General features: G+C 40.4%; 17 protein-coding genes and 2 tRNA genes. 2 read left to right on the top strand and 17 right to left on the bottom strand.

Going from position 1 to position 17,376, the window contains the following annotated elements:
• Window positions 1-132 precede the first annotated feature (132 nt).
• The 9 genes from JOC28_RS08715 to dnaG all read right to left on the bottom strand — a co-directional run bounded on the left by JOC28_RS08715 (window position 133) and on the right by dnaG (window position 7,598).
• Window positions 133-204, bottom strand: a tRNA-Glu gene (locus JOC28_RS08715).
• Window positions 205-217: 13 nt separating this feature from the next.
• Window positions 218-289: transfer RNA gene (locus JOC28_RS08710), tRNA-Gln, on the bottom strand.
• A gap of 92 nt (window positions 290-381) precedes the next feature.
• On the bottom strand, window positions 382-621 hold the full coding sequence (locus tag JOC28_RS08705; protein ID WP_205010306.1) for a KH domain-containing protein: 240 nt from the start codon (window positions 619-621) through the stop codon (window positions 382-384).
• 11 nt (window positions 622-632) lie between these two features.
• A complete protein-coding gene (gene rpsP / locus JOC28_RS08700; protein WP_205010305.1) occupies window positions 633-905 on the bottom strand; it encodes a 30S ribosomal protein S16 in 273 nt (90 codons plus the stop codon).
• Between the two features lie 133 nt (window positions 906-1,038).
• Window positions 1,039-2,358, bottom strand: coding sequence for an accessory Sec system glycosylation chaperone GtfB (gene gtfB / locus JOC28_RS08695; RefSeq protein ID WP_205010304.1), 1,320 nt, complete (start codon window positions 2,356-2,358; stop codon window positions 1,039-1,041).
• A complete protein-coding gene (gtfA, locus tag JOC28_RS08690) occupies window positions 2,351-3,862 on the bottom strand; it encodes an accessory Sec system glycosyltransferase GtfA (RefSeq protein ID WP_205010303.1) in 1,512 nt (503 codons plus the stop codon). The genes gtfB and gtfA overlap by 8 nt, the downstream gene beginning before the upstream one ends.
• A gap of 160 nt (window positions 3,863-4,022) precedes the next feature.
• On the bottom strand, window positions 4,023-4,358 hold the full coding sequence (locus JOC28_RS08685; RefSeq protein ID WP_205010302.1) for a metal-sulfur cluster assembly factor: 336 nt from the start codon (window positions 4,356-4,358) through the stop codon (window positions 4,023-4,025).
• A gap of 319 nt (window positions 4,359-4,677) precedes the next feature.
• The gene (rpoD, locus tag JOC28_RS08680) at window positions 4,678-5,790 is read right to left on the bottom strand and encodes an RNA polymerase sigma factor RpoD (RefSeq protein WP_205010301.1); all 1,113 of its coding nucleotides are present in this window, start codon (window positions 5,788-5,790) and stop codon (window positions 4,678-4,680) included.
• Window positions 5,791-5,798: 8 nt separating this feature from the next.
• Window positions 5,799-7,598, bottom strand: a complete 1,800-nt coding sequence (gene dnaG, locus JOC28_RS08675; RefSeq protein ID WP_205010300.1) for a DNA primase — start codon at window positions 7,596-7,598, stop codon at window positions 5,799-5,801.
• Between the two features lie 274 nt (window positions 7,599-7,872).
• On the opposite strand from dnaG, the gene mscL reads away from it, so the two are divergent.
• A complete protein-coding gene (gene mscL, locus JOC28_RS08670) occupies window positions 7,873-8,256 on the top strand; it encodes a large conductance mechanosensitive channel protein MscL (protein WP_205010299.1) in 384 nt (127 codons plus the stop codon).
• A 100-nt stretch (window positions 8,257-8,356) separates the two neighbouring features.
• Here the strand turns inward: mscL and rpsU are convergent, their stop codons facing one another.
• On the bottom strand, window positions 8,357-8,533 hold the full coding sequence (gene rpsU / locus JOC28_RS08665; RefSeq protein ID WP_000048058.1) for a 30S ribosomal protein S21: 177 nt from the start codon (window positions 8,531-8,533) through the stop codon (window positions 8,357-8,359).
• A 226-nt stretch (window positions 8,534-8,759) separates the two neighbouring features.
• Between rpsU and JOC28_RS08660 the strand changes: the two genes are divergently transcribed.
• Window positions 8,760-10,244: a DUF1846 domain-containing protein gene (locus JOC28_RS08660; protein WP_205010298.1), complete on the top strand. Its 1,485-nt coding sequence runs from the start codon at window positions 8,760-8,762 to the stop codon at window positions 10,242-10,244.
• A gap of 169 nt (window positions 10,245-10,413) precedes the next feature.
• On the opposite strand, the gene JOC28_RS08655 is transcribed toward JOC28_RS08660, so the two are convergent.
• From JOC28_RS08655 to JOC28_RS08625, 7 genes are all read right to left on the bottom strand, one after another.
• Window positions 10,414-10,914, bottom strand: coding sequence for a phage tail protein (locus tag JOC28_RS08655; RefSeq protein ID WP_205010297.1), 501 nt, complete (start codon window positions 10,912-10,914; stop codon window positions 10,414-10,416).
• Window position 10,915: 1 nt separating this feature from the next.
• The gene (locus tag JOC28_RS08650; protein ID WP_205010296.1) at window positions 10,916-11,284 is read right to left on the bottom strand and encodes a VOC family protein; all 369 of its coding nucleotides are present in this window, start codon (window positions 11,282-11,284) and stop codon (window positions 10,916-10,918) included.
• A gap of 9 nt (window positions 11,285-11,293) precedes the next feature.
• On the bottom strand, window positions 11,294-11,734 hold the full coding sequence (locus JOC28_RS08645; RefSeq protein ID WP_205010295.1) for a VOC family protein: 441 nt from the start codon (window positions 11,732-11,734) through the stop codon (window positions 11,294-11,296).
• Window positions 11,735-11,883: 149 nt separating this feature from the next.
• On the bottom strand, window positions 11,884-12,765 hold the full coding sequence (locus JOC28_RS08640; RefSeq protein WP_239548939.1) for a CPBP family intramembrane glutamic endopeptidase: 882 nt from the start codon (window positions 12,763-12,765) through the stop codon (window positions 11,884-11,886).
• Window positions 12,766-12,787: 22 nt separating this feature from the next.
• Window positions 12,788-13,798: an alpha/beta fold hydrolase gene (locus JOC28_RS08635; protein WP_205010294.1), complete on the bottom strand. Its 1,011-nt coding sequence runs from the start codon at window positions 13,796-13,798 to the stop codon at window positions 12,788-12,790.
• A gap of 16 nt (window positions 13,799-13,814) precedes the next feature.
• Window positions 13,815-14,828 (bottom strand): alpha/beta fold hydrolase, encoded by a 1,014-nt coding sequence (locus JOC28_RS08630; RefSeq protein ID WP_205010293.1) that lies wholly within the window; start codon window positions 14,826-14,828, stop codon window positions 13,815-13,817.
• A gap of 19 nt (window positions 14,829-14,847) precedes the next feature.
• Complete coding sequence (locus JOC28_RS08625; protein ID WP_205010292.1) at window positions 14,848-16,890, bottom strand: M13 family metallopeptidase; 2,043 nt, start codon at window positions 16,888-16,890, stop codon at window positions 14,848-14,850.
• Between the last annotated feature and the right edge of the window lie 486 nt (window positions 16,891-17,376).

Below are 17,376 nucleotides of genomic sequence, written 5' to 3'. Positions count from 1 at the left end.
TTCTTCTCGCTTTGAACGCAACAAAAGAGAGAACCAATTTGATTCTCTCTCGTGCTTAATTATTTAGTCAACCCACTACAGTTGACAAAGAGCCAAGAAAAAGACTGAACAAAATCTGTTCAGCCTCGACTATAGTCCGTACGGGATTCGAACCCGTGTTACCGCCGTGAAAAGGCGGTGTCTTAACCCCTTGACCAACGGACCATATTTCTTAAAACTGGGGTAGCTGGATTCGAACCAACGCATGAGGGAGTCAAAGTCCCTTGCCTTACCGCTTGGCTATACCCCAAAACAACAAAAACTATTTTATCTTAGATTAAGATACTTGTCAATAGTTTTTTGTAAAAAAATAAAAAAAGCTCATCTTTCGATGAACTTCTTTTATTTCTCATCAATAACCAGACGGACTTTTTTGCCATCTGTTGGTACCGAATAGACAATCGATCTTATCGCCGTAATAGTACGACCTTTTTTACCGATGACACGACCGATGTCCTGACTATCTAAATCAAGATGATACTCCAAAAACTCTGGTGTATCTTGAATCTTTATGGTAAGTTGATCTGGTTGTGAAATCAAAGGTTTCACAATAGCGATAATAAGATTTTCAATGGTATCCATAAGCTAATTGATTATTTTGAGAATTTTGAGTCGTGGAATTTTTTCATAACTCCAGCTTTTGAAAGAATGTTACGAACTGTATCTGATGGTTGTGCACCTTTAGCCAACCATTCAAGAACGCGTTCTTCTTTAACAGTGATTTGGTTTTCTTCTACAAGTGGGTTGTAAGTTCCAACTGTTTCGATGAAACGACCATCACGTGGTGCACGTGAATCTGCAACGTTAATACGGTAGAAAGGTTTTTTCTTAGAACCCATACGAGTCAAACGGATTTTTACTGCCATTTTTGTAAATCTCTTTTCTGTTTTTTATTATTTCTATTGGTCTGGAAATAGCTGTGCTATGACCTTACCTTAATTATTATATCATAGAAAAAATAAGTGTCAAGAAAAAAACTTGACACTTATAAAATTTATTTTAACCGATGACAGCTTTGTACTCTGCTGTTGTTGCAACACGCGCGTCAGCCTTCTGTCTCACAATGTATTCACCAAAATGATTTGGTGATTCTTGCAGATAAGTAAGACTTTTAGCCATCTGCCCTGCTTGTTCCATAGAGAAGATATGACTAGGCGATGTCAACTCTTTATGGTGGCAAGTCTTATCAAATGAAAGAATGATCATATTATTTTCAAAGGCAGTACGTACTGCTGACAGAATCTCAGAGCCATGATTGATATCCAAGTAAATATCACAGGTCTGATAGAGTTCCTGCACACGAGCTGTCGTTATGTTTGGATAGAGTGCGACATTGGCATACTGACCAAAGGCCATCAGTTTAGGTGACATTTCAGTAATGGCACCAACATGGAAGGTAATCTCAGGATTTGATGTGACAAACTCCTCAAAGCCTTGCAACTGATCTGAATTTGTCAAAACCAGGGCTTCCTTACGACCGATATTATCACGCTTAAATGGATAGATATAGCCAAGGAAATTAACCTTCATCTGCTGCTCAGGCGTCATGAGACCAAGCATTTTTTGATAGACCAAAGGATTTTGAGCAACAATTCCCGTCGGACGATTGAGGTTGCTAAAAGCTGTTACCATGTTTTGTGGAATGCTATCGCCAATCTCCTCATGCCAGAAGAGAAGATCACTACCAGGCTGGTTGAGATAGTAGGCAACCAAAAATGGAGTCGACAAGCTATTATAGAAGATTCGATCTAGATTGAATCCAGCAACCTTCAAATAATGAATGACAAAGTCCACTCTAGACTTGAAGATGAGAACCTGTTCTTCCTGATTGAGAACAATGGTACCAGTCACATGATTTTCAACTAGAACTTCAAAACCATTTTTATCAAAATAGGTCGTCATAACTGCTTGATTTGACAGATTATAGCTAGTCTGAGCAAAACGGTAACCGAATTTATTGTAGCGATCTGTTAAACGTGTACGACCTGACTGATCATACCAATCAACCGCCTTAACCAGTCGATTATGACTTGGTTTAGCATAATGAATATGACCTCTCTTTTGACGATAATCAAAGATTTCGCCATTGTTATTGCTGGCGCGGATTTCCCAATAGTCAGGAACCTTGACGTCATTAAAGTAGAGGGGATGTCCTGTCTCTTCTGCAAAACCTGTAAAGTAGAGATAGGGCGAAGTCACATCATCAGGTAGGAAACCATCATCTGCAATGGAGATGGTTGGATTATTATAACCAGACATGATAAGAGAATAATGAAGATCCCATGATGTCTGTGTGTATTCGTCAAATAGATTAATCATTCTCAGTCATCTCCTTAATTAGATTTGCCCACTTCTGCTCCAGTTTACTAGTCAAGAATTCTTCAGCGATACCGTAAGACACATTCTGTAGCTCAGCCATATTCTTTTCCTTATAAAGAGCTATAATTCTTTGAGCAAATGCTTGCGCAATCTGCTGATCGTCGTCTCTGTCCAAAACTGGGATCAGATAACCATTTTCACCATCTTTGATAAAGGTTTTATTCCCATAACGCACATCGAAGCCGATCAATGGCAAGCCTGACCCAATCGCCTCAAGCAAGGTCAAGCCAAAACCTTCACTCTTAGAGGCAGACAGGTAAAGCTCATAATCTTGATAAGTATCCGTCAGATCTTTGTGTCCCTTGAGAGTGATATAATTTTCTGCACCAAGCTTTGCAATCAAATCCGCAAGGCGTTTTTCTTCACCACCAGCACCATAGATATCAAAAGTCAGGTTAGGTAGAGTTTCATGCGCCAAAGCAACTGCATTTACGAGCCAATCCACATGCTTTTCAGCCGCTAAACGAGAGGCCGTAATCAAAGAAAATGGCTTTCTAGTCTGATTCTGACCTTTTAACTCATCCAAACTTCCCACTGGAATAGTGTAGATAGTGGGTTGAATTCCTTTGAATTGCTGGAATTGTTCCAACATCAACTGACGCTGCGCCTCAGTTGCCGTAATAAAGAAATCAACCTTATCAGCATTGTCAAACTGGTATTCATAATAGTTGTTCCAAAGGATTGTATGGTCCGTAACAACATTTTCACTAAAATGCTCTGCATGGACGACCACACCCAATTTAGCAGGTTTGACATGACGAAATACAGCCTGACCTGTACCAGTTGCTCGGTCTAAAATTACCTGATCCGTTGATTTGAGATTCAAACGCTCCATCATATAGGCGATCAACTCTTCCTTTGAATAGCAAATACGGTCACTAAATTTAAAGAAAGACTCAGTCCCATCAACGATTTCGTCATAAGCGATAGAACCATCTTCATTGAAAAAGCGGCGCTGGTAGAGGTAAGCCTTGTTATCACGAGGAGCATAGTACTCCGTAAACATCTTGGTGTAAGAGAAGAAATCCTTACGAACCAAGTTTCCCTTAGACACGAACTCCACACGGTGAACAATATCATCATCCTCATCACGCAAGTAAGCTGTCAAGAAAACATCATCCTTGTCATAGAAGAGTCGAACCTGCTTGCCATTCTTCTCCTCACGACTAAGCTCACCTTGATAAGATGATTTCAAATCAGCCAAAGTGTAGGTTGTCGGAGCAACCTTTTGGTCAGTGAAAAAAGTGTAAAGCCAGATGATATCCTCATCCGAAAATCCCAGATTACGTGTCAAATCGCTAATATTATCCTGAACAAAAAAGTCCGTGAAAATAAATTTTGCGTCAATTCCTTGTCTTTTGAAAATGGCAGAGCGATAAGCCTGAGCGTATTCAACACCAGAGCTTGCCCATCCAATTCCTAAATTAATATTATAAACGGTCATATCATACCTTTCTAATAGCTCATGAAGAAACAGGTCAAATCCCCGTCAACATCTTTCTTCCATTATACTTGAAAACCCTTGAAAATGTATAGAGAAAACTACCTATCAAGGCAAATACGAGAAAAGAGGCTGGAATCCAACCTCTTCTCTTCCTAATCTATTAACGAATACCTAGTGCGATACGAGCATAGCGGCTCATTTTCTCGACATTCCATGCTGGTGTCCAGACAAGTTTCACTTCTGTCTTAGTCACTTCAGCAACATCTTTCATGGCATCGTGAATTTGATCTGTCAACAGGTCAGCCAAAGGACAACCCATTGTCGTCAAAGTCATATCGATTTCAGTATAACCATCTTGTTCAAAACGAATATCGTAAATCAAACCAAGATTGACAATATCAATCCCCAATTCAGGGTCAATAACAGTCTCCAAAGCTTCAAGAATACGTGTTTTGATTGTTTCGATTTCTTGTTCAGTATATGTATTTTCAGACATAAGCGTCTCCTTTGCTGTAAATTATTGCGTCAATCAGACCTAAGCCTTCGTCCCTTTCTTATTTTTATGGGACGACCTGATAAACCACACTGTGGTCTCATCTCTTTCATGTTTTCGAGAGATGACCTGATAAACCACACTGGAACTCGCCTCTATCTTATTTCTAAGAGGCGACTTGATAAGCTCCACCTGGTTTCATCTCTTCCGTGTTTTCGAGAGATGACCTAAAAACGTCCACTGGACGTGCCTGATAAGATATCTAAACTTTCGTCCCTTTCTTGTTTCTAGGGGACGACCTGATAAACCACACTGTGGTTTATCAGTCCTCCATAAAGTCTTTCAATTGTTTGCTGCGGCTTGGGTGGCGGAGTTTGCGGAGGGCTTTTGCTTCGATTTGGCGGATACGTTCACGTGTTACGTTGAAGACTTTACCGACATCTTCAAGGGTACGCATTTTACCGTCATCGAGTCCGAAACGGAGGCGAAGAACGTTTTCTTCACGGTCTGTTAGGGTATCAAGGACTTCATCCAATTGCTCACGCAAGACAACACGTGTTGTGTAGTCAACTGGATTTTCGATTACTTCGTCTTCGATGAAATCACCAAGGTGACTATCATCTTCTTCACCGATAGGTGTTTCAAGTGAGACAGGCTCTTGGGCAATCTTAAGGATTTCACGAACCTTGTCTGGTGTCATGTCCATACGCTCTGCAATTTGCTCTGGAGTTGGATCTTGACCGAGTTCTTGCAAGAGGTTACGCTGTTCACGAACCAATTTGTTGATTGTTTCAACCATGTGAACTGGGATACGAATTGTACGAGCTTGGTCAGCGATGGCACGTGTAATCGCCTGACGGATCCACCATGTAGCGTAAGTTGAGAATTTGAAACCTTTTGAGTAGTCAAATTTATCAACGGCTTTCATAAGACCCATGTTACCTTCTTGAATCAAATCAAGGAATTGCATACCACGTCCCACATAACGTTTAGCGATCGAAACAACCAAACGCAAGTTAGCTTCAGCAAGGCGTTGTTTAGCCATCAAATCACCGTTTTCAACAGCAATAGCCAATTCTTTTTCTTCTTCGTTGGTCAAGAGTGGCACTACACCAATCTCTTTCAAGTACATACGAACCGGGTCATTGACCTTAGCTGAATTACTTCCAAGCAACTCTTCGTCAGTCAATTCTTCTGGTTGAGGCTCTTCAACAACATACGTTGTCGATGGGTTACCAGATTTATCTGTGATAGAGATACCACCGTCAGTCAGACGCTCAAGCAGGTCATCAATTCCATCAACATCCAAGGCAAAAGGAATCACGAGTTTCTCAGTGATTTCGTCATCAACTGCAGTTCCTTCTTTCTTGTGGTTACGGATAAAATCAGCAACTTGAACGTTAAAAGCTGTAATTTCTTTTTTCTTTTCTGCCATGTTTTCCTCTATTCTAAATTTCTTTTCTGTGCAATGAGTGCCTCTAAAGCTAAAAGAGCACCATCTTGGTCACCAAGGCTGGTTGTTTCTCGAACTCGCTTACCTTGCTTTCGTATTTCCTGCTGCGCCAGCAAGCGACTAATCTGTCTATCCAGCTCCTGCAATTCTCCATCAGTAACTTCCTCTGGTAAACGTTCCTCCAAAACAGCATAGTAAGCTGACTGAACATCGTTATCCAAACCAGACAGGATAAAAGAATCAAGTTCACCCTCCTGATTTAATAATTCGAAAAGTGTCTGGAGTTCAGCTGTTTCAAAATGAAAATCGCTGCGCATTCGGTAGTCATTGAAGACATAGGCATGGTTGAGCATGCGGTGGAAAAGCTGATTTTCAGCCCGCCTCAGAGCCGAAACCTGCTTGGAAACTGGAAGCTCAACCATAACAGTCTGAGCTGCTTGAGTCTGATTAGCAGCTTGGCTCATCTGACCTCTAACCAAGAGACGCTGATTATTGACAGCCTGCTCCACTTGGAAGTAGTCAAAGTCAGGAAGAAGGTCAGCAACCTTGGTAATATAGGAATTTTGCGCGGTAATCGATGGTGTCTGAACAATCAAGGCAGCCATTCTGTCCACATAATCAATCTCAGCCTGCAGATTATCACTATTTTCAGGAAGAAGATAGTGCATCAAAAACTCAACTTGACTGATACGAGATTGGCGAAGCAACTTCTCTAATTCTTCAGGACTGTTTTTCTGTAAATACTCATCTGGATCCATCTGCTCAGGCAGACGAACAATATCAACTGTAAAATCTCCTAAAAGTTCCAAAGACTTGGCAATGGCATTCTGCCCAGCCTTATCCCCATCATAGGTCACGATAACCTTTTTAGTGAATTTCTTCAGATGATTGACGTGTTCAGGCGTAAGAGCTGTTCCCATAGAAGCAACTGCATTATCAATCCCAGCTCGATGGGCGGCAATGACATCCATGAAACCTTCCATGAGGTAAACTTCATGCGTCTTTGCCATAACAGCTTTCGCCTTATCCAAATGATATAATTCGTAAGATTTGTTGAAAATAGCTGTCGCTCTCGTATTTTTATACTTAGCTTGCGGTTGCTGGTCATCGCTGACAGATTCCTGCCAGATACGCCCAGAAAAACCGATAACACGGCCATTTTCATCTCTCAGAGGAAAGATAATTCGATTTTGAAAGGCATCATAAAAGCGATTGCTGCGCTCTGAAAGATTGAAAAGCCCAGAGTTCATAACCGTCGTCTCGTCAAATTTCTTAGAAAGACTCTGATACAGATAGTCAGGCTCGGCTGGCGCTAATCCAATATGAAACTCCTCAATCACCTCATCTGTGATGCCACGACTGTAGAGATACTGCCTTGCCAACTCACCAATTTTGGTAGTTTTAAGAACAGCCTGATAAAATCGCTCAGCATCCTGATTGATTTCAAACAGTTTCTGATGGGGACTTTCTTGTCGAACTTGTGCCAACTGATTACTAGGGACTTGTAAAGACATTCCCAGTCTTTCAGCCAAGACACTAGCACTCTCAGCAAAGGTTATCTGACGATAATCCTCTAAGAACTTGAAAACATCACCAGAGCGCCCACAACCAAAACAGTGGTAAAACTGCTTGTCTTCCAAAACATTGAAAGACGGCGTCTTTTCCTTGTGAAATGGGCAGAGCCCTAGATAATTACGTCCTGATTTGGTCAGAGAAACAACCTCGCCGATAATATCAACGATATTGGTTGATTGCTTGATATCAGCAATGGTTTCTTTATTCAGATACAAACAATCACCTCCGCACAATAAACCTAATTTTAGTTTTACATTTCATTATAGCACTTCAGAGCCTATAAGTAAAACAAAAAGTCATTACTATTCAACACTTCTCTTTTTAGCCTATTTGGTTTCTTTTATCTAACATTTTCACTAAAATTTTTCCTCAAATGCAAGATTAGTCTGTTAATAGCATTAAATTTTAAAACAAATCTCTTGCAGTCTTATTTTCTTTAGGCTATAATCATAAAGAATTAAATATTTTGAAAGGAAATTCTTAACCAAAATGATTAAAGAATTAAAAGAATTTTTGTTTAAAGGCAATGTCCTTGATCTTGCTGTAGCCGTTGTTATGGGGGCTGCTTTCAACGCTATCATCACTTCACTTGTTTCTGACGTGATTACACCAGCTATCCTTAACCCAATCTTGAAAGCTGCAAAGGTTGAAAACATTGCTAACTTGTCATGGAACGGTATCGCTTACGGTAGCTTCTTGAGCGCTGTTATCAACTTCCTTATCGTCGGTATCACTCTCTTCTTCGTTGTTAAAGCTGCTAACAAAGCTATGGCTGTTGGTAAAAAAGAAGAGGAAGTTGTTGAAGAGGAAGCTGCTGCTCCAACTCAAGAAGAACTTCTTGCAGAAATCCGCGATTTGCTTGCAAACAAATAAGAATTATTTGAAACCTGAGTTCGCTCAGGTTTTTTCTTTTACATTTTTCCAGTTAAATGCAAAAAAAAGAAGTCCTGAGACTTCCTTTTTTATTCTTTAATTAGAATTTTTTACGTTTGCGAGCTGCTTCTGATTTACGCTTACGTTTTACAGAAGGTTTTTCGTAGAATTCACGTTTACGTGATTCTTGAAGAGTACCAGCTTTAGTCACAGAACGTTTGAAACGACGAAGTGCATCGTCAAGTGATTCATTTTTACGAACTACTGTTTTTGACATATTTTCACCTCCTCAAGATATTGTAACATTTACACGTTCCTTTTTATTATATTGGAAATCGCTGAGCTTGTCAATGATTTTCTTTCTTTTTCCTCTAAATACTTCTCTATATCATTTTGTGACATGCCATGTGAGAAATTTGAATTTTTCCTTTATGATTACCGCATATAAGATGACGAATCTCACTCTTTTTTGCTATAATGCTATCTTAAGAGGTATTTTATTAATGAAAGAAACAGCATTTAATTCTGAAAAATATTTGAACTTACAGCGTGACCATATCTTGGAACGCATCGACCAGTTTGGTGGCAAACTCTATCTCGAGTTTGGTGGGAAGATGTTGGAAGATTTCCACGCTGCCCGTGTTCTTCCTGGTTATGAACCAAACAACAAAATCAAACTTCTTCATGAATTGCGTGATCAAGTTGAGATCGTTATTGCAATCAATGCAAATAATATTGAGCAATCTAAATCACGTGGTGACCTTGGTATTTCCTATGACCAAGAGGTTTTCCGTTTGATTGATAAATTCAACGAACTTGGCATTTACGTTGGATCAGTAGTTATCACTCAGTATGCTAATCAACCAGCTGCTGACGCTTTCCGCAAAGAACTTGAAAAGAACGGTATCGCTTCTTACCTTCACTACCCAATCGCTGGCTACCCTACTGCTATCGATCACATCATTTCACCTGAAGGTATGGGGAAAAATGATTACATCAAGACAAGCCGTAACTTGATTGTTGTGACTGCTCCTGGACCAGGTTCAGGTAAATTGGCAACTGCTCTTTCTCAACTCTACCATGACCACCAAAATGGTGTCAAATCTGGTTATGCGAAGTTTGAGACTTTCCCAGTTTGGAACTTGCCACTTCACCACCCAGTCAACCTTGCCTATGAGGCTGCAACTGCTGACTTGGACGATGTTAACATGATTGACTCATTCCACTTGGAGGCTTACGGTAAAACGACTGTTAACTACAACCGTGATATCGAAATCTTCCCAGTTGTATCGCGCATGCTGGAGCGTATCCTAGGTAAATCACCTTACGCTTCACCAACGGATATGGGTGTTAACATGGTCGGCTTTGCTATTGAAAACGACCAAGCAGCTATCGAGGCTTCTAAGCAAGAAATCATCCGTCGTTACTATCAAACCTTGGTTGATTTCAAGGAAGACCGTGTGACTGCTACTGCTGTTAAAAAGATTGAACTCTTGATGAACAATCTCGGTATCTCAGCACTTGACCGTCAAGTGACTGTGGCTGCACGTGCGAAGGCCGAAGAAACTGGACAAGCTGCGCTAGCAATGGAATTGCCTAACGGACAAATCGTGACTGGTAAAACATCTGACCTCTTTGGACCTTCTGCTGCCGTTATCGTCAACGGTATCAAGGCACTCGCTTCTATCAACAAAGAAACACTCTTGATTGAGCCAGAATATGTCAAACCAATCCAAGAGCTTAAGGTTGACCACCTTGGCAATAAAAATCCACGTCTTCACTCAAGCGAGCTCCTTATCGCCCTTGCCATTACAGCAATGACTAAGGAAGAAGCTAAGAAAGCCATGGAAGAACTTGGAAACCTTAAAGGTTCTGAGGTACACTCTACTGTCATCCTTCCAGAAGAAGACAAGAATGTCTTCCGTAAGCTTGGTATCAATGTCACCGTTGATCCAAACTTCCAACACGAAACACTCTACCGTAAGTAGACAGACTGAAAAACCTCCTGAGATACGAAATCTCAGGAGACTTTTTTGATTGAAGTATAGTGGATTGAGAAAGGAATTAGAACACGCCCTAACCTTTATTCAATTCACTATAAAAAGGACTCAACTTCTACATAGGCAAAGCTAAGTCCTTATTTTTTTCTATCTAGTTTTAGTTTGACATATTTTCTAGCCACTTATTCATGAGGGCTTCATTATCACCTTTGAGGGTGAAATAGGAACCTCGAATAGTACCTGCTAGTTTTGATTTTTGGCGGGCGAATTTGAATTTATCAACTAATTCTGCTGGAATTTCCATGCCATCTGACAATTTAAGTCCGACAGCACGTTTCTTTGGATTGTCCATCTCGTAGAGAACGTTGATTGCAAGACCGTCTTCATAGAAAACATGTGTCCAGAGGATACGATCTTCCAAGAAGAGTTGCGAAATCTCCAAAGGTTTTGCAGCAAAGACCAAACCACGCTCACGCTCTAAAAGTTCATTGATGTCTGCCATCAGCTCTGCTTTTTCAGCGACAGGAACCGTCTCAAATGCGACTTTGAACTTATTCCAAAAATAGCGTGCTTCATTGGCACGAAGCCCTGCTAAGGCTTCCGCATGGGGTGACGTTTCAAGACCTTCAGTTGAAACTGTTTTAAAATCAATAATCATCTTAGTTTCCTTTTACTGCAAAATAGTGACCACTTGGGTTAGCGAAATTGAAGTTAGGGAAGGGTTCTTGATTGACTTGGCTAGCCGTATCAGTCACTGCGGCAACACGCGCCTGCAAGGCTTCAATGTCATCAGTCTCAAAAAGAACACTTGGCTTCATATCGATAACATCAGGTGAGACTTGACGGATAAAGTCATTAGCATAGACTGTGAAAGTCAAGCTGCTATCTGCATGAGGTTTCATATCGAAAGTCGCAAAGCCCATCATCTCAGCGTCATTGAAAATCTCAAAACCGATTGCTTGCCAAAAGTCACGCTCTGCCGCTACATCTTCGACATAGAGCATAATTCCTGTATTTTTTGAAAACATAAGTCCTCCTTAGAATGTGACTGTCTCTGACACGAAACCTTCGATTTCAGTGTTGATTTGCCATGTCATACCGAATTTATCAACGACGATACCGTAGGCTGGACTCCAAGGTGTCTCTTGCATTGGCATATCGATGCGTTGTGCTTCTTTTTCCATTTTTTGGAAAATAGCTTTCGCTTCTTCAGCATCATCCAACTGGATACATGCAGTCATATTCATTCCTTGAACGTAAGGGTGACCTGAGCCATTATCTGACAATTGAAGGCGAATGCCACCAATATTCAAGTTAGCATTTAAAACCAAATTTTTATTTTCTTCAGGTGTGTCTGGAATAGCTTGACCAAACGTTGTGCAAGACACAACCTCAGCATCGAAAACCTCTTTATAGAAGTCAACAGCTTCCAAACCATTGTTGTCTGTTACCAGATAAAGTTCTAGTGATTTAATCATCTTAATTACCTCATTTCCTAAATGTAAATCATACTATTTAGTAATATCAAAGTCAATTATTTTAACTTATCTAACAACTCAAGTTTCTGATTAAAATATTGGTTCTGATGTTATAAACTATCACTACAAAATCTATCAAGACCGCTCTCCTAATCATTTTGAGGTTGCTGTTTGGGTTGAGGTTTCTTTCTCGCCCAGTAGTAGATAGCTATGCTAGCAACGCAAGTCACAGCTACCGACAGGATTGTTCCTTCAAGACCAAAGGTTTTATCAAAGGCAAAGCTGCTCACTGCACTAGATTTGTTCATCATAAAAATGGCATATTGCGACCTAGCACCGCTATTTGGTAAACCAAAAATAATGTTTTGGGTGAAATTCCAAGTGGTGTGGCAGGCCATAGCCATCCACAGGCTATCATATTTTGCCACAAACAGGCTAAAGAAAATCCCTGAGAGGAGGAGGTCTGTAAATCCTAAGATTGATATTCCATCATTTTCTAAGTGTAACACGGCAAAGAGGAGGGAGTTCGTGATAACAGCAAAGGTAATATTCTGATAACGCGCCTTAATTCTCTGATACAGAAAACCGCGACAAACCACTTCTTCTGCTGATGATTGAATAAAAACCACAAGAAATAAGAGTAACAAATGAAAGGGCTCAAACTTATCAAAATAAAGTTTGAAATCTCCGTGCCAAAAGGCTACTAGAACACAAATACCATTGAGAAGAAAGCCAATTAGAAAACCTAGAAGTAGCTTTTTCAAAGTATTTCCTGTGTTGTTGGGCCTTATGGCATCTAGGACGACCTTATTTTTCTTTCTAAATGTCAAAACGACTAGTAAGGTGACAGCCCATATCCCCCAAAATATAGCATACATGTTAAAGGTGTATTGAAACCCTTTGCTAAAAAATGTTGGTAAAGGAATCGGATTTAGGAAACCAGAAACGAGGTCTCCTATCAGAAAAAGAGCAAAGCTCAGAAAACAAAGCCAGAGGACATTGTCTCGGAATAGGTCTTTTAGTTTTGCCATTGTTACCCCTTTCTCCAATCTGCTATTTTTCATGGGCTTGAATCCATTCGTCAATAGATTGTGCCATTTGTTCGTAGTGAGTCTGATAGAGCAGGTGGGTAGCATCTAATTTTTCAATGGAAACGTCATTTGGATCTTCTGATAGGTCAATGTGCTGCTGATCCCAGTCTTTCAAGTCCTTGAATTCTTGCTGGCGCGTCTTAATACTATCGTCAGACTGTTTGGCTAGGAAATACTTGGCTGGCATACCTTTTGGGAATTTGACCTTTCTCATCTTATGAAGATTTTCACTGACGTGTTTGTCTTCATCGAGCAAGGTTTTATTGCCATAATGTTTAGCTCCGATAGAGAAGTACTGTTCATTGACTGACTTATCAACATCAGGAATGGTCTGTGCCCATTTGAAGGTTGATTTGTCCGAAGAAGTTGTTACCTCTCCTTCCATATCTGGTGTGCTAGTGTCCATGCCGATAAAGCCTTTGACATCACTCGAGTAAGTCTTAGCATAGTTAAGAGAGTACATCCCACCAAGTGAATGAGCCATGAGGTAGAAATTCTTAACGCCGACTTTTTCTAGAGCAGTGTGGATTTCTTTAGTGATATTTTCAATCGTACGTGGCTTGTCCGTCGTGTCACTAAGACCATAGCCTAATGGCTCGACCGTATAAATCTTATACTTTTTACCCAGACGGTCCAGCAAATTTTTATAGCCATAGCGAGCTGAAATTTCAGCCTGACCTGGAATCACGACTATCGGAATGGTGCCTTCTCCCATGCTATAAATGTTCATCTTCTTGCCATTTCCAACATTGACTTTTTGACCGTAATCCTCAATAGGTTGTGCCTTGTACTTGCTCAAATCAACTGCTCCTGAGGCTTCTCTGGCCTTGTCTTCTTCAGCCTGTTGTTTAGGTGTTAGTTTTTCCTGCTGCGGCTGACTTTCGTTTGCTTTTTGGCTATCTTTATTTGCTGAACAAGCTGTGCAAAGTACAACGGATAAGGCAATTACGGATAATCTGCTAATTTTACTCATACTTACTCCTTATCCCTTATTTTTCATGCGCTTGAATCCATTCATCGATAGCTTTTGCCATGTGTTCATATTGAGTATGGTAGATGAGATGGCTAGCATTTAAGGTTTCAATGGAAACATCCTTTGGATCTTCAGAAAGGTCGATGTGCTGCTGATCCCAATCTTTTAGTTTAGGGAAAACTTGCTTACGCATCTTGATGTCGTCAGTAGACTCACTAGCTAGGAAGTATTTGGCTGGCATACCTTTAGGGAATTTGACCTTTTTCATCTTATGAAGATTTTCGCTGACGCGCTTATCCTCGTCACGCTCTGTTTTATTGCCGAATTTTTTAGCACCGATAGACAAATACTGCTCATTGGTCTTTTCATCAACATCTGGAATGGATTGTGCCCATTTCAAGGTTGAAGATGATGACTCTTCTGTTGTGCCGTCGCCTTCCATATCTGGCGTGCTGGTATCCATACCGATAAAGCCTTTGACATCACTTGAATAAGTCTTGGCATAGTTAAGAGAATACATGCCGCCAAGCGAGTGAGCCATGAGGTAGAAATTCTTAACGCCGACTTTTTCCAGAGCTGTGTGAATTTCTTTTGTAATGTTTTCGATAGTCCGTGGCTTATTAGTCAGGTCGCTAAGCCCATAGCCCAGCGGTTCGACAGTATAAATCTTGTACTTTTTGCCAAGACGGTCAAGTAGGTTCTTATAGGCGTAGCGAGATGATATTTCAGCCTGTCCTGGAAAGACAACGATAGGAATTTTCCCCTCTCCCATACTGTAAATGTTCATCTTCTTGCCATCACCAACATCTACTTTTTGACCATAATCTTCAATTGGCTTAGCCTTATATTTGCTTAAATCAACTGTGTTTGCAGTTGCTTGCGCCTCATAGCCCTCAACCTCTTCCCCTTTTTGTATCTTCTCTTCTTGCTGAAGTGGTGCGCCAGCATTTCCCATGGACTTCACTTGGGAACAGGCGGTACAAACCAAAAGGGATAGGGTTAGTAGGGACAGTTTGCTAAATGTTGACATAAAATTTCTCCTTTATCTCTTACCAAAGAGTTACTCGTTTTTGCGGTTCCATGTACATCGGATCTCCTTTTTTGATACCGAAGGCATCGTAAAATTCTTGGAAATTTTGTACTGGGATATTTGCTCGTAGTTCATAAGGGGCGTGTACGTCGCTTTCTAAGGCAAATTTGCTCTGCTCTTTTGTCGATTTTTGGCGCCAAACACTTGCCCAAGATTGGAAGAATTCTTTGAAATTTGGATTTTCTTCTGTTTTAAGCGCCTCTAAAGCGGACATCAAACCACCATTATCTGCTATATTTTCTGCTAAGGTCTGCTGACCATTTACCTTTCCAGCATCAGTTTTTAGACCATCCCATTGGTCAACCATGGCTTGCGTTTTTTCTTGGTATTGTTCGAGGTCTTTTTTTGTCCACCAATCTTTTAAATTGCCATTTTCATCGTACTTCATCCCATTAATATCAAAAGCGTGTGATATCTCATGACCGATAATCGCTCCAATGGCTCCATAATTTTGGCTAACAGACTTCGTCTTATCATAGAAAGGTGTTTGCAGAATAGCAGCTGGAAAAACAATTGAATTGCTACTTGAATCATTGTAAGCATTAACAGCATTGGCACTCATTTGCCAAGTTCCTCTGACATTGGGTTTATTAAAGTCCTCAAAGGTTTGGCGCTGTGATAAGGCTTTGTAGTTGTAATTATTCTCAAAGAAGCTAGCATTTGAATCAAATTGATACTGACGATAAAGGTCAGGATAATCTTCTGAAAAACCAATCATCAGATTCATCTGATCCAGTTTTTTAATAGCCATCTCTTTGGCGCTATCTGACAACCATTTATTCTCACTCAAGCGCTTTTTATAGACGGCAATAATTTTTTTAGCCATGCTTTCGACATCTTTTTTAGCATCCTCTCCAAAGTATTTCTTCCCATAGTAATCACCCAAAATATGACCAAATGTATATTCCAACTGAGTATAGGCATTGTTTTCCTTGGATGGCATTTGAGTTAGACCTGAAATCAAATTACCGTAGGTACTAGCAGCCTGACGGTTTTCTTCTCCCAGAAAATCTGCCTGACTAAACAAGACATTTGTTAGTAACCAAGCTTTCATATTTTCCAACTGCTTACTATTAAGGACATCATTGATTTGTTTAAAGTAGGCTTGATCCTCTACATTAATCTTTTTATCTGTTGGTCCCACCAAGGATTCTATCAAAGTCTTAAAGCTAAATTCATCAGCGTAACTGTCCACGGTTTCAAGACTTTCTGGATGATAACGGGCTGCCGCAGTTGTGTCCTCAGCTGTCATTTGACTCTGATCAAGCTGCGTTTTTTCCGACAACAATTTATCAAAAGCTAAGGATCTCTTTATAAGACTCTTGGCCTCCTTGTCACTCTTTCCAGCCTGCTTCAAGAGGGCCATCATTGAGGTGCGATAAGCTTCAAGCTTGAGCTGACCTTCTTTATTTCCCTTCTCGTACATCTCTGGACTTTCTAAAATAGCTGGCGCTTGTCGTAAGACAAGTTGCTTTTGACTGTTATCCTGCGGATTGGTCTCAACCGTCAAAGAAAAGGGTATAGCAAAGCTTGTGAAACTAAAATCATAGATCAGTTTTTGAAGGTCCTGCATGGAAGAAACAGACTCAATTTTCGCTAGAATTGGTTTCAAGGGCTCAATTCCATCCTGATCCCTTTTGGCAAAATCCATTGCCTGCTTATAATAGGCGACCATCTTTTCTTGTTCCGCATTAGTTGCTTGAATCTCTCCTGAAGCCATCTTATTCATGTCAGAGACAAGAAGTTTCTTCATACGCTCTTCAATTTCTGAAAAACTATTGATGGCACTTTCACCTTTTTTAAGCTTAGTTTTTGCTAGCCAATCAGCATTGACTGACTGATAAAAATTTTCTCTGGCAGACACAGACTTTTTCTTCTCCTGAGCGTAGACAGGCTTGACGGCAAGGACTGTTTGACTCAGCGGTCCTGCTAAGAGACAGGCAGATAAGCTAATCACTCCAAGTGACTTTAAAAATTGTTGAGTTGATCGAGAATAGTTCATAATAACCTCACTTTCTATATCTACAGATCTATTTTCTGAAGACAGTATAGCAAGTAAGGTGTTAAATCCCTGTTAAGAAAATAAAAGAGAGTGGGACAAAAATCGGTAATTCCAAAAGAATTCGATTTTGTCAGCAAGTTTTGATTGTCAGTTGCTGACCTGAAACAGTCTATCCCCAGACTGTTTTTGACACTTACTTCGTAAGTTCTATCTACTACTTGAAAAAGTCCACTGGACTTTTTCAACGCACCTCCGCATAGCTCAAAAGGTTTGGGGAACCTTTTGAGGTTGCAGATAAAATCAAGCGAAGTTTGATATCAAAGTAGGGCTGTAAGAGTTGATTTATCAGCGAATTAGAGCCCACTCAACCCCTGCGTCTTGCAAATCAGACTATAAAAACATACTAAGATTAGTAGTGAGGAAATCTCCGACGGGAGAGAGTACTCACTACTTTTTCTTTATGCTAAAGTAGAGGTGTCTTGTTAA

Source organism: Streptococcus loxodontisalivarius (genome assembly GCF_016908645.1).
Classification (GTDB): domain Bacteria; phylum Bacillota; class Bacilli; order Lactobacillales; family Streptococcaceae; genus Streptococcus; species Streptococcus loxodontisalivarius.
Note: the sequence above shows the minus strand (reverse complement) of the source record. Positions and strands in the feature narration are given on the sequence as shown.